11 protein-coding genes and 2 tRNA genes are annotated in these 13621 nt (G+C 69.3%); 11 read left to right on the top strand and 2 right to left on the bottom strand.

Annotated features, from left to right (window positions below; all coding sequences use genetic code 11):
* Nucleotides 1–342 precede the first annotated feature (342 nt).
* Nucleotides 343–537: a hypothetical protein gene (locus tag AC0VYN_RS29600; protein WP_123999966.1), complete on the top strand. Its 195-nt coding sequence runs from the start codon at nucleotides 343–345 to the stop codon at nucleotides 535–537.
* A 78-nt stretch (nucleotides 538–615) separates the two neighbouring features.
* On the opposite strand, the gene AC0VYN_RS29595 is transcribed toward AC0VYN_RS29600, so the two are convergent.
* Nucleotides 616–686 (bottom strand) — tRNA-Gly (locus tag AC0VYN_RS29595).
* Nucleotides 687–861: 175 nt separating this feature from the next.
* Here AC0VYN_RS29595 and AC0VYN_RS29590 point away from each other — a divergent pair.
* The 5 genes from AC0VYN_RS29590 to clpX all read left to right on the top strand — a co-directional run bounded on the left by AC0VYN_RS29590 (nucleotide 862) and on the right by clpX (nucleotide 5710).
* Nucleotides 862–938: transfer RNA gene (locus tag AC0VYN_RS29590), tRNA-Pro, on the top strand.
* Between the two features lie 228 nt (nucleotides 939–1166).
* A complete protein-coding gene (gene tig, locus AC0VYN_RS29585) occupies nucleotides 1167–2561 on the top strand; it encodes a trigger factor (RefSeq protein WP_475533415.1) in 1395 nt (464 codons plus the stop codon).
* Nucleotides 2562–2894: 333 nt separating this feature from the next.
* Entirely contained in the window at nucleotides 2895–3500 is a 606-nt protein-coding gene (locus tag AC0VYN_RS29580; RefSeq protein ID WP_475537014.1) for an ATP-dependent Clp protease proteolytic subunit, read from the top strand.
* Between the two features lie 50 nt (nucleotides 3501–3550).
* Nucleotides 3551–4231, top strand: a complete 681-nt coding sequence (locus tag AC0VYN_RS29575; RefSeq protein ID WP_475533414.1) for an ATP-dependent Clp protease proteolytic subunit — start codon at nucleotides 3551–3553, stop codon at nucleotides 4229–4231.
* 192 nt (nucleotides 4232–4423) lie between these two features.
* A complete protein-coding gene (gene clpX, locus AC0VYN_RS29570; RefSeq protein WP_475533413.1) occupies nucleotides 4424–5710 on the top strand; it encodes an ATP-dependent Clp protease ATP-binding subunit ClpX in 1287 nt (428 codons plus the stop codon).
* A gap of 69 nt (nucleotides 5711–5779) precedes the next feature.
* Here the strand turns inward: clpX and AC0VYN_RS29565 are convergent, their stop codons facing one another.
* Nucleotides 5780–6751 carry a hypothetical protein gene (locus tag AC0VYN_RS29565; protein ID WP_475533412.1) on the bottom strand — a complete coding sequence of 324 codons (972 nt, stop codon included), beginning with the start codon at nucleotides 6749–6751 and terminating at the stop codon, nucleotides 5780–5782.
* Between the two features lie 136 nt (nucleotides 6752–6887).
* Between AC0VYN_RS29565 and AC0VYN_RS29560 the strand changes: the two genes are divergently transcribed.
* From AC0VYN_RS29560 to AC0VYN_RS29540, 5 genes are all read left to right on the top strand, one after another.
* Nucleotides 6888–9539 carry a valine--tRNA ligase gene (locus AC0VYN_RS29560; RefSeq protein WP_475533411.1) on the top strand — a complete coding sequence of 884 codons (2652 nt, stop codon included), beginning with the start codon at nucleotides 6888–6890 and terminating at the stop codon, nucleotides 9537–9539.
* Between the two features lie 298 nt (nucleotides 9540–9837).
* Nucleotides 9838–11361 (top strand): bifunctional tetrahydrofolate synthase/dihydrofolate synthase, encoded by a 1524-nt coding sequence (gene folC / locus AC0VYN_RS29555; RefSeq protein WP_475533410.1) that lies wholly within the window; start codon nucleotides 9838–9840, stop codon nucleotides 11359–11361.
* A 5-nt stretch (nucleotides 11362–11366) separates the two neighbouring features.
* The gene (locus tag AC0VYN_RS29550) at nucleotides 11367–11723 is read left to right on the top strand and encodes a DUF4233 domain-containing protein (RefSeq protein ID WP_385469693.1); all 357 of its coding nucleotides are present in this window, start codon (nucleotides 11367–11369) and stop codon (nucleotides 11721–11723) included.
* Nucleotides 11724–11799: 76 nt separating this feature from the next.
* Nucleotides 11800–12213 carry a nucleoside-diphosphate kinase gene (gene ndk / locus AC0VYN_RS29545; protein WP_189234500.1) on the top strand — a complete coding sequence of 138 codons (414 nt, stop codon included), beginning with the start codon at nucleotides 11800–11802 and terminating at the stop codon, nucleotides 12211–12213.
* Between the two features lie 317 nt (nucleotides 12214–12530).
* Nucleotides 12531–13550, top strand: a complete 1020-nt coding sequence (locus tag AC0VYN_RS29540; protein WP_030381728.1) for a rod shape-determining protein — start codon at nucleotides 12531–12533, stop codon at nucleotides 13548–13550.
* The last annotated feature ends 71 nt before the right edge of the window (nucleotides 13551–13621 follow it).

Here is a 13621-nt window from a genome sequence, read left to right as displayed (position 1 = left end):
ATGGGCTCCCCGGAATGCGTCCACTCGCGCGGTCTCGGCGCGCGTGCGCGACACCCGGATGTGTCCGCGTCGCCAATTCGGCATACCCGCGGACGTGTTGTGCGGGCAGTGAAACGAAACGCCCCGAATTCCCTGTGCGAGTGTCGTGTCGAATTCCTGTACGGAATGTGCCCTCGGGGCGTGCCCGCGCGCGCGGGGGAGCACGGCCGGCCGGATCGCCGGCGGACGATGCGTCACCTTCCGCATGACGGGGCCCGGTTGGTGGCACGATGGTTCTGCGGGGTGCGCGGGAACGCGGCACCGTGCGCCGGGAGAGCGGACCGACCGAGGGTGTGATCAGTTGTGGCCATTTCACTGTCAGTGGTGCTGCTGTTGGCGATCATCCTGGTGGTGCTGCTGCGAGGAGGCTCCATCAAGGCGGGCCCGGCGATCGTCGCGGTCCTCTTCGGCTTCTTCCTCGCCTCGACGGGCATGGCCGACGACATCCAGCGGTTCCTGAACTCGATAGCGGAGACGATCAACTCCATCCAGTTCTAGGGCGCACCCCGGCGCGCCCCCGGCGCACAAAGGCCTCCGGCCCGGCCCCTCGGGGGGACCGGGCCGGAGGCCTCTCGGAGCGGGCGACGGGAATCGAACCCGCGTAGCCAGTTTGGAAGACTGGGGCTCTACCATTGAGCTACGCCCGCGCAGTGCGCACCGCAGGTCGGCGACCGCGGCACTGGAGGCATCGTAGCGGGTCGTGCCCCCTCCCCGCACACCCCTTCCCGTCCGCACCGGGCGTGCGCCCCCCCGCGGGAAACCACGTGGAAAAGACGACGGCCCCCGGCGGCCGGGGGCATGTACCCTACGTCTCGCACCAGACGGGGTGTGGCGCAGCTTGGTAGCGCGTCCGCTTTGGGAGCGGAAGGCCGTGGGTTCAAATCCCGCCACCCCGACCATCCACCGGCCGGTCACCCGCGATCATCACGGCGGGCCGCCGGGGGACCATTCGCGGATCACCGGTGGCGATCGGGAGTGATCGCCTTTTGGGCCGTGTAGTCGCTGCCGTTACTATGCAAGCTGCACGCCCGTGTGTCTCAGAGTCTGAAGTCTCCGGGCGGCGAACATCCGCCGGACGCTCTCCGCGCCGGCAGAACCCAAGAAGTCAGCCACAAGGAGACCGAACCGTGAAGAGCGCCGTGGAGACCCTGAACCCGACCCGGGTTCGGCTCACTGTCGAGGTGCCCTTCGAGGAGCTCAAGGACAGCCTCGACGCGGCGTACAAGAAGATCAACCAGCAGGTCACGGTGAAGGGCTTCCGCAAGGGCAAGATCCCGGCCCGGGTCATCGACCAGCGGTTCGGCCGCGGTGCGGTCCTGGAGGAGGCGGTCAACGACGCGCTTCCGAAGTTCTACACCGACGCGGTCAACGAGGCCGAGCTGAACCCGCTCGGCCAGCCCGAGGTCGACATCACGGAGCTGAAGGACGGCGAGACGCTGAACTTCACCGCCGAGGTCGACGTCCGCCCGGCCGTCGAGATCCCGGACTACTCCGGCATCGAGGTCGAGGTCGACGCCGTCGAGGTAAGCGACGAGGACGTCGAGAAGTCGGTCGAGCAGCTGCGCGAGCGCTTCGCCTCCACCTCCCCGGTCGAGCGGGCCGCCGAGGACGGCGACGTGGTCACCATCGACCTGCAGGCCAAGGTCGACGGCGAGGTCCTCGAGGACGGCGTCGCCGACGGCGTCTCCTACACCATCGGCTCCGGTGAGCTGCTGGACGGCATCGACGACGCCGTGAAGGGCCTGGAGGCCGGGGCCGAGGCCACCTTCACCTCCGAGCTCAAGGGCGGCTCGGCGGCCGGCAAGGAGGCCGAGGTCACCGTCAAGGTCACCCAGGTCGCCAAGCGGGAGCTGCCCGAGCTGGACGACGACTTCGCCCAGCTCGCGTCGGAGTTCGACACGCTGGAGGAGCTGCGCGCCGACAGCCGCAAGCGCCTGGCGAACATGAAGCAGTACGACCAGGCCACCCAGGCCCAGGAGCGCGTGCTGGACAAGCTGCTCGAGCTGGTCGAGGTCCCGGTCCCAGAGAAGCTCCTCGAGGACGAGATCAACACCCGTAAGCACAACCTCGAGCACCACCAGCTCGGCCAGATGGGCCTGACCCTCGACAAGTACCTGGAGCTCCAGGGCAAGACCGCCGAGGAGTTCGACACCGAGACCCGCGAGGCCGCGGTCAAGGGCATCAAGACCCAGTTCGTCCTCGACGAGCTGGTCAAGCAGGAGAAGCTCAACGTCAGCCAGGAGGAGCTCACCGAGCACCTCATGCGGCGCGCGGCCTCCTCCGGCATGTCCCCCGACCAGTTCGCCCAGGCCGTCGTCGAGCAGGGCCAGGTCCCGCTCCTCGTCGGCGAGGTCGCCCGCGGCAAGGCCCTGGCCGCCGTGGTCGAGAAGGCCACGGTCAAGGACACCAACGGCGAGATCGTCGACCTGGACGACGAGGAGGAGGAGACGGAGGCCGCCGAGGCCGCCGCCGAGCCCGCCGAGTCCGCCGACGGCAAGGCCGAGGAGAAGACCGAGGGCTGATCCGCCCACGGCACCTGTACGCCGTAACGACGGGCCCCGAGACGCATGTGCTTCTCGGGGCCCGTCGCGGTTGCGCCACGGGGCACGACCGGCCCCGTACGGCCCAGGGACGGCGGCGAGCGCACGGCACGACGGAGGGGCCCCGGCCGCACCCGCGGAGCTCTACGCCCCCGGCGAACACCCGCAGAACCGGGATGGCGCCGCAGGCCCCCCGCGTTAGGGTCCATGAATACGAGGGCAGGGGAGTCTCCGAATCGGCTTCCAGCCCCGCAGGGAAACGTGAGACGGCCCGGCGCCGTCGTAAGACGAGCAGGTGGATACGTGACGAATCTGATGCCCTCAGCCGCCGGCGAGCCCTCCATCGGTGGTGGCCTCGGCGACCAGGTCTACAACCGACTGCTCGGCGAGCGGATCATCTTCCTCGGGCAGCCCGTGGACGACGACATTGCCAACAAGATCACCGCACAGCTGCTGCTCCTTGCCTCCGACCCGGACAAGGACATCTTCCTCTACATCAACAGCCCCGGCGGCTCGATCACGGCCGGCATGGCGATCTACGACACCATGCAGTACATCAAGAACGACGTGGTGACGATCGCCATGGGCCTCGCTGCCTCGATGGGACAGTTCCTGCTCAGCGCGGGCACGCCCGGCAAGCGCTTCGCCCTGCCGAACGCCGAGATCCTGATCCACCAGCCGTCGGCCGGCCTGGCCGGCTCCGCCTCGGACATCAAGATCCACGCCGAGCGGCTGCTGCACACCAAGAAGCGCATGGCCGAGCTCACCTCCCAGCACACCGGCCAGACGGTCGAGCAGATCACCCGCGACTCGGACCGCGACCGTTGGTTCGACGCCTTCGAGGCCAAGGAGTACGGCCTCATCGACGAGGTCATCGCGACGGCCGCCGGCATGCCGGGCGGCGGCGGCACGGGCGCCTGAGCCCCTTCCCGCTCCGAGCCGACCGCCCCAGCCTCTTCCCAGGAGACACTGTGAACGACATCCCCGGCAGCGGCCTGTACGACCGCTCGCGCGCCGAGTACACCGGCCCGTCCGCCGAGTCCCGCTACGTCATCCCGCGCTTCGTCGAGCGCACCTCGCAGGGCGTGCGCGAGTACGACCCGTACGCGAAGCTCTTCGAGGAGCGCGTGATCTTCCTTGGCGTGCAGATCGACGACGCCTCCGCCAACGACGTCATGGCCCAGCTGCTGTGCCTGGAGTCGATGGACCCGGACCGCGACATCTCGGTGTACATCAACAGCCCCGGCGGCTCCTTCACGGCGCTCACGGCGATCTACGACACGATGCAGTACGTGAAGCCGGACATCCAGACGGTCTGCATGGGCCAGGCGGCCTCCGCCGCGGCCGTGCTACTGGCCGCCGGCACGCCCGGCAAGCGCATGGCGCTGCCGAACGCCCGCGTCCTGATCCACCAGCCGTACAGCGAGACGGGCCGCGGTCAGGTCTCCGACCTGGAGATCGCCGCCAACGAGATCCTGCGGATGCGCGCTCAGCTGGAGGAGATGCTGGCCAAGCACTCCACCACGCCAATGGAGAAGATCCGCGAGGACATCGAGCGCGACAAGATCCTCACGGCCGAGGACGCGCTGAGCTACGGCCTGATCGACCAGATCATCACCACCCGGAAGATGGACAACTCCTCCCTGCGCTAGGCACGGAGGCTGTAACGTCTGCCGCCCCTTGGCACGGTTTGGCGCGGTTCACGTCAAAGCGAACCGTGCCAAGGGGGGCCCGGACGGGGGGCCCGGCAAGGTACCGTCGGACATAAGGCAGCACCAGGAGTCAGCCGGCCGTCGACGTCACGTCGACGGCTGGGAGTCTCCCAGGCGAAGGGGAAGCACACCGTGGCACGCATCGGTGACGGCGGCGATCTGCTCAAGTGCTCGTTCTGCGGGAAGAGCCAGAAGCAGGTCAAGAAGCTCATCGCAGGGCCCGGTGTGTACATCTGCGACGAGTGCATCGATCTCTGCAACGAGATCATCGAGGAAGAGCTCGCCGAGACCAGCGAGGTGCGCTGGGAGGAGCTCCCCAAGCCCCGCGAGATCTACGAGTTCCTCGAGGGGTACGTGGTGGGCCAGGAGGCGGCCAAGAAGGCCCTCTCCGTCGCGGTGTACAACCACTACAAGCGCGTCCAGGCCGGCGAGAACGGCGGCGCGCAGGGCCGCGAGGACGCCATCGAGCTGGCGAAGTCCAACATCCTCCTGCTGGGCCCCACGGGCTCCGGCAAGACCCTCCTCGCCCAGACCCTCGCCCGCATGCTGAACGTCCCGTTCGCGATCGCCGACGCCACGGCGCTCACCGAGGCGGGGTACGTCGGCGAGGACGTCGAGAACATCCTGCTGAAGCTGATCCAGGCCGCGGACTACGACGTCAAGAAGGCCGAGACCGGGATCATCTACATCGACGAGATCGACAAGGTCGCGCGGAAGAGTGAAAACCCGTCGATCACGCGCGACGTGAGCGGCGAGGGCGTCCAGCAGGCCCTGCTCAAGATCCTCGAGGGCACGACGGCCTCGGTCCCGCCGCAGGGCGGACGCAAGCACCCGCACCAGGAGTTCATCCAGATCGACACGACGAACGTGCTGTTCATCGTGGGCGGTGCCTTCGCGGGCCTGGAGAAGATCATCGAGGGCCGGGCCGGCGCCAAGGGCATCGGCTTCGGCGCGCAGATCCGCTCCAAGCGGGAGATCGAGTCCAAGGACCAGTTCGAGCAGGTCATGCCGGAGGACCTGGTGAAGTTCGGGATGATCCCGGAGTTCATCGGCCGCCTCCCGGTCATCACCTCGGTCCACAACCTCGACCGCGAGGCCCTGCTCCAGATCCTGATCGAGCCGCGCAACGCGCTGGTGAAGCAGTACCAGCGCCTGTTCGAACTCGACGGCGTCGAGCTGGACTTCGAGCGCGAGGCCCTCGAGGCCATCGCCGACCAGGCCATCCTCCGCCAGACCGGCGCCCGCGGCCTGCGCGCCATCATGGAGGAAGTCCTCCAGGGCGTCATGTACGAGGTGCCGTCCCGCAAGGACGTGGCCCGCGTCGTCATCACGGCCGACGTGGTCCTCTCCAACGTCAACCCGACGCTTATCCCCCGCGACTCCCGCGGCCGCGGCCCGGGCGAGCAGAAGACGGCGTAGCCGTCGCCGTACGCACACGGAAGGGGCCCGGTCGGTCGACCGGGCCCCTTCCGTGCGGCGCGCGCCGCGTCAGGCCTTGACGCGGACCTCCTTGCGGAGCTTGGCGGTGATCTCGGCCGCCTCGGCGGCGTCGGCCTTCTTGCCCCCCGCGATGTCCAGCAGGTTCATCGGCATGACGAAGCCGAGCGTGCTGTGGTCGCCCCAGACGCAGTACGTCATGGTCATCGACTTCGGCTCGTTCGCGCCGCCGTCGGAGTTGTCGACCTTGGCGTCCTGGCACTTGATGACGGCGCCGTCGAGGGACGAGGGCTTGTACTCCTTCGGGTCGCCGACCAGGGTGACGTCCTCGTCGTCACCGCCGCCCGCCTGGCTCTCCTTCTTCATGTGCGCGAACATCGCGTCGATGGTCTTCTCAGGGTCGTCGATCGTGCCGTAGACGCCGGCGAAGGAGAGCATCTTCGAGGCCAGGGGGTTGTCCTCGTTGTTCGCCTCGTACCCGGCGCTGACGTCCTTGGCATCCTTCACCCCCCACTTCGCGGCGTCCTTCATGTCGCTTTCCGTCATGGTGTTGGAGTCGCTCTCGGACTTCTTGTACTCGCCGAGCACCGTGGCCGGAGTCGTCAGCTTGTGGGGGCCGTCGTCGGCGATGTCGCCTGCGCCGCTGCCGCCGCCCCCGCCGATCACGAAGTACGCGCCCACGCCGATCGCCGCCACGACCGCGACCGCGCCGATGATCAGGCCCGTCTTCTTCTTGCCGCCGCCCGGCGCCGGGGGCTGGGGCATGCCGTAGGGCTGCTGGCCGTAGGGGGCCTGCGGCGGGACACCGCCCTGGCCGGGCTGCTGCGGGTAGCCGTAGCCCTGCTGCGGGGGAGGGGCCTGCTGCGGGTAGCCGTAGCCGGGCTGGGCCGGAGGCGTCTGCTGGGGGTAGCCGTAGCCGGGCTGGGGGGCCTGCGGCTGCTGCTGGCCGTACGGCCCCGGCTGGCCGTACGGTCCGGGCTGCTGAGGCTGCCCGCCGTACGGGCCCGGCTGGTTGTGACTCATGGCTGGGTTCCCCTCCAGATGCTTACGTGGTGCTGACATCCTGACGCAGACCTGGCGTGCGCAGGTCACCGGGGTCCCGCACCGTTACAAAGGAAAGCGTTTCGGGACACGGTCGTGACGCCCTTAAACTGAGCGCGTGACCGAGAACGCTCAGCAGCAGCCACCAGCGCCCGACACCGAACTGCCGACCCAGTACGCGCCGGCCGATGTGGAGGGGCCGCTGTACGAGCGCTGGGTAGAGCGCGGTTACTTCGAGGCGGACGCGGCGAGCGACAAGCCGCCGTTCACCGTCGTCATCCCCCCGCCGAACGTCACGGGCAGCCTCCACCTCGGGCACGCTTTCGAGCACACGCTCATCGACGCCCTCACACGCCGCAAGCGCATGCAGGGGTTCGAGACGCTGTGGCAGCCCGGCATGGACCACGCCGGCATCGCCACGCAGAACGTCGTCGAGCGGGAGCTCGCCAAGGAGGGCAAGTCCCGGCACGACCTGGGCCGCGAGGCCTTCGTCGAGCGGGTCTGGAAGTGGAAGGGCGAGTCCGGCGGCCAGATCTCCGGCCAGATGCGCCGCCTCGGCGACGGCGTCGCGTGGTCGCGCGAGCGCTTCACCATGGACGAGGGCCTCTCCCAGGCCGTCCAGACCATCTTCAAGCGGCTCTACGACGACGAGCTGATCTACCGCGCCGAGCGCATCATCAACTGGTGCCCGCGCTGCCTGACCGCGATCTCCGACATCGAGGTCAACTACCAGGACGACGACGGCGAACTCGTCTCCATGAAGTACGGCGACGGGGACGACACCATCGTCGTCGCCACCACCCGTGCCGAGACGATGCTCGGCGACACCGCCGTCGCCGTCCACCCCGGGGACGAGCGCTACAAGCACCTCGTCGGCAAGCTCATCAAGCTGCCGCTGACCGACCGTTCCATCCCGGTCGTCGCGGACGAGCACGTCGACCCCGAGTTCGGCACGGGCGCCGTCAAGGTGACGCCGGCCCACGACCCGAACGACTTCGAGATCGGCCAGCGGCACGACCTGCCGTCCATCGCCGTGATGGACGAGCACGCCGTCATCACCGCGCACGGCCCCTTCCAGGGCCTGGACCGCCTCGAGGCCCGCTCCGCCATCGTCGCCGCGCTGCGCGCCGAGGGCCGGATCGTCGCCGAGAAGCGCCCCTACGTCCACTCCGTCGGCCACTGCTCGCGGTGCAGCACCACCATCGAGCCGCGCCTGTCCATGCAGTGGTGGGTCAAGGTCGGCCCGCTGGCGAAGGCGGCCGGCGACGCCGTCCGCGACGGCCGGGTCAAGATCCACCCGCAGGAGATGGAGAAGCGGTACTTCGACTGGGTCGACAACCTCCACGACTGGTGCATCTCGCGGCAGTTGTGGTGGGGCCACCGCATCCCCGTCTGGTACGGGCCGAACGGCGAGATCGTCTGCGTCGGACCGGACGACGAGGCGCCGACCGGCGAGGGCTGGCACCAGGACACCGACGTCCTCGACACCTGGTTCTCCTCCGGCCTGTGGCCCTTCTCCACCCTGGGCTGGCCCGAACAGACCGAGTCGCTCGCGAAGTTCTACCCGAACTCCGTCCTGGTCACCGGATACGACATCCTCTTCTTCTGGGTCGCCCGGATGATGATGTTCGGCCTCTACGCGATGGACGGCACCCCGCCGTTCCACACCATCGCCCTGCACGGCATGGTCCGCGACCAGTTCGGCAAGAAGATGTCGAAGTCCTTCGGCAACGCGGTCAACCCGCTGGACTGGATGGACAAGTACGGCTCCGACGCCCTGCGCTTCACCCTGGCGCGCGGCGCCAACCCGGGCGTCGACGTGCCGATCGGCGAGGACTGGGTCCAGGGTTCGCGGAACTTCGCCAACAAGATCTGGAACGCGACGCGCTTCGCGCTGATGAACGGCGCGACGGTGGACGGCCCGCTGCCGGAGCCGGCCGCGATGTCCGCCGCCGACCGGTGGATCCTGTCCCGGCTGAACTCGGTCGTCGCCGAGGTCGACGCGTACTACGACGACTTCCAGTTCGCCAAGCTGTCCGACGCGCTGTTCCACTTCGCGTGGGACGAGGTCTTCGACTGGTACGTCGAGCTGTCCAAGATTACGTTCCAGGCGGGCGGCGAGGCCGCCGAGGTCTCCAAGCGGGTCCTCGGCGAGGTCCTGGACGTCACGCTGCGGCTGCTGCACCCGGTCGTCCCCTTCGTCACCGAGACGCTGTGGACCACCCTCACGGGCGGCGAGTCGGTCGTCGTCGCCGAGTGGCCGGGCGCTGTGCTGGTTCCTGGCGCTGACGCGCCGGGCGGCTTCCGGGACGCGGACGCCGAGCGGGAGATCGAGACGGTCCAGTCCGTGATCACCGAGGTGCGCCGGTTCCGCGCCGACCAGGGTCTGCAGCCGGGGCAGCGGGTGCCGGCCCGGCTGACGCTGGACGGTACGGCTCTCGCGCCGCACGAGGCGGCCATCAGGCAGCTGCTGCGCCTCCAGCCGGAGGGCGACTCCTTCACGGCGACGGCGACGCTGCCCGTGGCGGGGGCCGAGGTCGCGCTGGACCTGTCCGGCGTGATCGACTTCGCGGCGGAGCGGAAGCGGCTCGCGAAGGACCTGGCCGCCGCGGAGAAGGAGAAGGCGCAGGCCAACGGGAAGCTCGGCAACGAGGCGTTCCTGGCCAAGGCGCCGGACCACGTCGTGGACAAGATCCGCGGGCGGCTGGCGAAGGCGGACGAGGACATCGCGCGGATTGCTGCGCAGCTCGAGAAGCTGCCGGAGGCGTAGGCGGCGGTACGCGTCCGTGGGCCCCCGGTGCTGTACCGGCACCGGGGCCTTCGGCTGGGCGGGGGTGGGTGCGGTGGCCCGGCGCTGTCGGGGTGCCGCTGCGCCCACCCGTGCCGCCCCAGCGGCACGACTGCCCGCAGCTACGTACGGCGGGCGGCGCGGCTCGGCGCCGGGGGCCTGCGCGTCCCAGGGGCGCGGGGAACTGCGCGACCAGCCACGAACCACCCGCACTCGCCGCGAGACCCGAGCCACCCCACTCCGTGGGCGTCCTGTCGCCGGGCCTCCGTAGACTGTTCCCGTGAGCGACATCCCCGGCGAGAACGATCAGTCCGACCCCCGCGATCCCCTCGACCCCTTCGACGAGATCGTCGACGCGGAGACCACCCGCGACCCCGACCTCGCCGTCATCGAGGCCGGCAGCCGCACCCTGCGCACCCAGGGCGGCCCCCCGCAGGCCGACATCCCCGGGCGCCCCGAGGACCCCGAGGTGGACGCGGCGCTGCGCGGGGTCGAGACGGAGCTGGCGACCCGCTGGGGCGAGACCAAGCTGGAGCCGTCCGTCGCCCGGATCGCCGCGCTGATGGACGTGCTGGGCGAGCCGCAGCGGTCGTACCCCTCCATCCACATCACCGGGACCAACGGCAAGACCTCCACCGCCCGCATGATCGAGGCGCTGCTCGGCGCCTTCGATCTGCGCACCGGGCGGTACACCTCGCCGCACGTGCAGTCGATCACCGAGCGGATCAGCCTGGACGGGGCGCCGATCTCCGCCGAGCGGTTCGTCGAGACGTACGAGGACATCAAGCCGTACGTCGAGATGGTGGACGCCCAGCAGGAGTACCGGCTGTCCTTCTTCGAGGTGCTGACCGGCATGGCGTACGCCGCCTTCGCCGACGCGCCCGTCGACGTGGCCGTCGTCGAGGTCGGGATGGGCGGCTCCTGGGACGCCACCAACGTCATCGACGGGGACGTCGCCGTCGTCACCCCGATCGACCTGGACCACACCGACCGGCTCGGCGAGACGCACGGGGAGATCGCGACCGAGAAGGCCGGGATCGTCAAGCGGGACGCCACCGTGATCCTCGCCCAGCAGCCGGTGGACGCGGCCCAGGTGCTGCTGAAGAAGGCCGTGGACGTGAACGCCACGGTGGCGCGCGAGGGGCTCGAGTTCGGGGTCGTGGCGCGGCAGGTCGCCGTCGGCGGACAGCTGGTGACCCTGCGCGGGCTGGGCGGCGAGTACGCCGAGGTCTACCTGCCCCTGCACGGCGCCCACCAGGCGCACAACGCGGCGGTGGCGCTGGCCGCGGTCGAGGCGTTCTTCGGCGTCGGCGCGCAGCGTCCCGAGCCGCTCGACATCGACACCGTGCGCAAGGCGTTCGCCGCCGTCGCGTCCCCCGGACGGCTGGAGGTCGTGCGGCGCTCGCCCACCGTGGTGCTGGACGCCGCGCACAATCCGGCGGGCGCACGGGTCACCGCGGAGGCGGTCGGGGAGGCCTTCCAGTTCAGCCGGCTCATCGGTGTGGTCGGCGCGAGCGGCGACAAGAACGTGCGCGGACTGCTGGAGGCGTTCGAGCCGGTCTTCGCCGAGGTGGTCGTCACACAGAACTCCAGCCACCGTGCCATGGACGCCGACGAGCTGGCCGCGATCGCCGTCGAGGTGTTCGGCGAGGACCGTGTCCAGGTCGAGCCGCGGCTGCCGGACGCCCTGGAGGCCGCGATCACGCTGGCCGAGGAGGAGGGCGAGTTCGCCGGCGGCGGCGTGCTGGTCACCGGTTCCGTCATCACCGTCGGCGAGGCCCGGCTGCTGCTGGGGAAGGGCTGAGAAACGTGCGTACGCTCTGTGCTTCGACCCTGATCGGCGAGTTCCTCCTGATCGGCTTCGCCGGACTGGTCGCCATGAAGGACCCCGACCTGTCCATGGGCACCGTGTGGACGGTCAGCGGTGTCGCGATGTTCCTGTGCGTGGTGCTGTGCGGGCTGGTGACCCGGCCGGGCGGTGTCGCCTTCGGCTGGGCCCTGCAGGTCGCCCTGATCGCCTCCGGCTTCGTCGTGCCGACGATGTTCTTCATGGGCGCGGTCTTCGCGGCCCTGTGGTGGGCGTCGGTGCACTACGGGCGCAAGATCGACGAGGCGAAGGCCAGGTTCGCGGCCCAGGCGGACGCCCCCGCACCTGACGCTGCGTGACGGCCGCCGCGACACGCCCGGTAACCTCGGTCGTCACCGCTTACAACCGCACACTCGTACATTCCAAGGAGCCCTCGTGACGCAGCGCACCCTCGTCCTCCTCAAGCCCGACGCCGTCCGTCGTGGCCTGACCGGCGAGATCATCAGCCGTATCGAACGCAAGGCCGGCTGGCAGATCACCGCGCTGGAGCTGCGCACCCTGGACACCGAGACGCTGGAGCAGCACTACGGCGAGCACAAGGGCAAGCCCTTCTACGAGCCGCTGGTCGCGTTCATGTCCTCCGGCCCGGTCGTGGCCCTGGTCGTCGAGGGCGAACGGGTCATCGAGGGCGTGCGCGCCCTGGCCGGCCCGACCGACCCGATCGCCGCGGCCCCGGGTTCCATCCGCGGGGACTTCGGTGTCATCGTCCGCGAGAACCTGATCCACGCCTCCGACTCCGAGGAGTCGGCCGAGCGCGAGCTGAAGATCTTCTTCCCGGGCCGCGTCTGAGCCCGCTCCGGACACACCGGACGACTTTTTTTCTGACGGTACGTCAGCCGAATGGCCGCGGGCCGACCGGGGCGGTCGCGTGAAAGCGACCGCCCTGTGGCATATGCGCGCCTGTTCGGGGGAACGGATGCCACCGTTGGCCCGTCTCCACAAGCGAGGCGATACGCCATCTGCTGACAATGGCGAAGACCCTCGCGCAGTGTTCGCGAAAGCGCGTCTACGATGGAAGCCTCCACGCGCCACTGCGCCCACCTCGCCGACCTGAAAAGCCCTCAAAGGCCACCGGGAAGGCCAGTCGAATCCTGATGGGGAACTCAATGTCGTTCATCGGCCGTGACATGGCTGTCGACCTCGGGACCGCCAACACGCTGGTGTACGTCAGGGGTCGCGGGATCGTACTCAACGAGCCGTCCGTCGTCGCGATCAACACCAACACCGGTGGCATCCTGGCGGTCGGCGCCGAAGCGAAGAAGATGATCGGGCGCACGCCCGGCAACATCGTTGCCGTGCGTCCGCTGAAGGACGGCGTGATCGCCGACTTCGAGATCACCGAGCGGATGCTCCGCTACTTCATCCTGAAGATCCACAAGCGGCGTTATCTGGCTCGTCCGCGGGTCGTCGTCTGTGTGCCCTCGGGCATCACCGGCGTCGAGCGCCGCGCCGTCATCGAGGCGTCGTCCCAGGCCGGCGCCCGTCAGGTGCACATCATCGAGGAGCCCATGGCCGCGGCCATCGGCTCCGGCCTGCCGGTCCACGAGGCCACGGGCAACATGGTGGTCGACATCGGCGGCGGCACAACGGAGGTCGCGGTCATCTCGCTCGGCGGCATCGTCACCGCCCAGTCCATCCGCGTCGCGGGTGACGAGCTGGACAACGCGATCATCCAGCACGTGAAGAAGGAGTACAGCCTTCTGCTGGGTGAGCGCACGGCCGAACAGATCAAGATCACGATCGGATCGGCGTACGACCTCGACTCCGACGAGCACACCGAAATCCGCGGCCGGGACCTCGTGTCCGGACTGCCCAAGACCGTCGTCATCTCGGCCGCCGAGGTGCGCAAGGCGATCGAGGAGCCCGTCAACGCGATCGTCGACGCGGTCAAGACGACCCTCGACAAGTGTCCGCCGGAGCTGTCCGGCGACATCATGGACCGGGGCATCGTGCTGACCGGCGGCGGTGCGCTGCTGCGCGGTCTCGACGAGCGGCTGCGCCGGGAGACCGGCATGCCGATCCACATCGCCGAGGACCCGCTGGACAGCGTGGCACTCGGCTCCGGAAAGTGCGTCGAGGAGTTCGAGGCGCTCCAGCAGGTGCTGGACGCCCAGCCCCGCAGATGACGTAACACTTCGGTTCCGCCGTACGAGACGATCTCCTCTCGTGCGGCGGATCGTTGATATAGAGACATAAG

The sequence above is a fragment of the Streptomyces sp. 63XJN7_1_ISO-PGPR-S23-121 genome, from assembly GCF_056173025.1.
The sequence above is the reverse complement of the archived record's forward strand: the minus strand, read 5'-3'. Positions and strand labels throughout refer to the sequence as shown.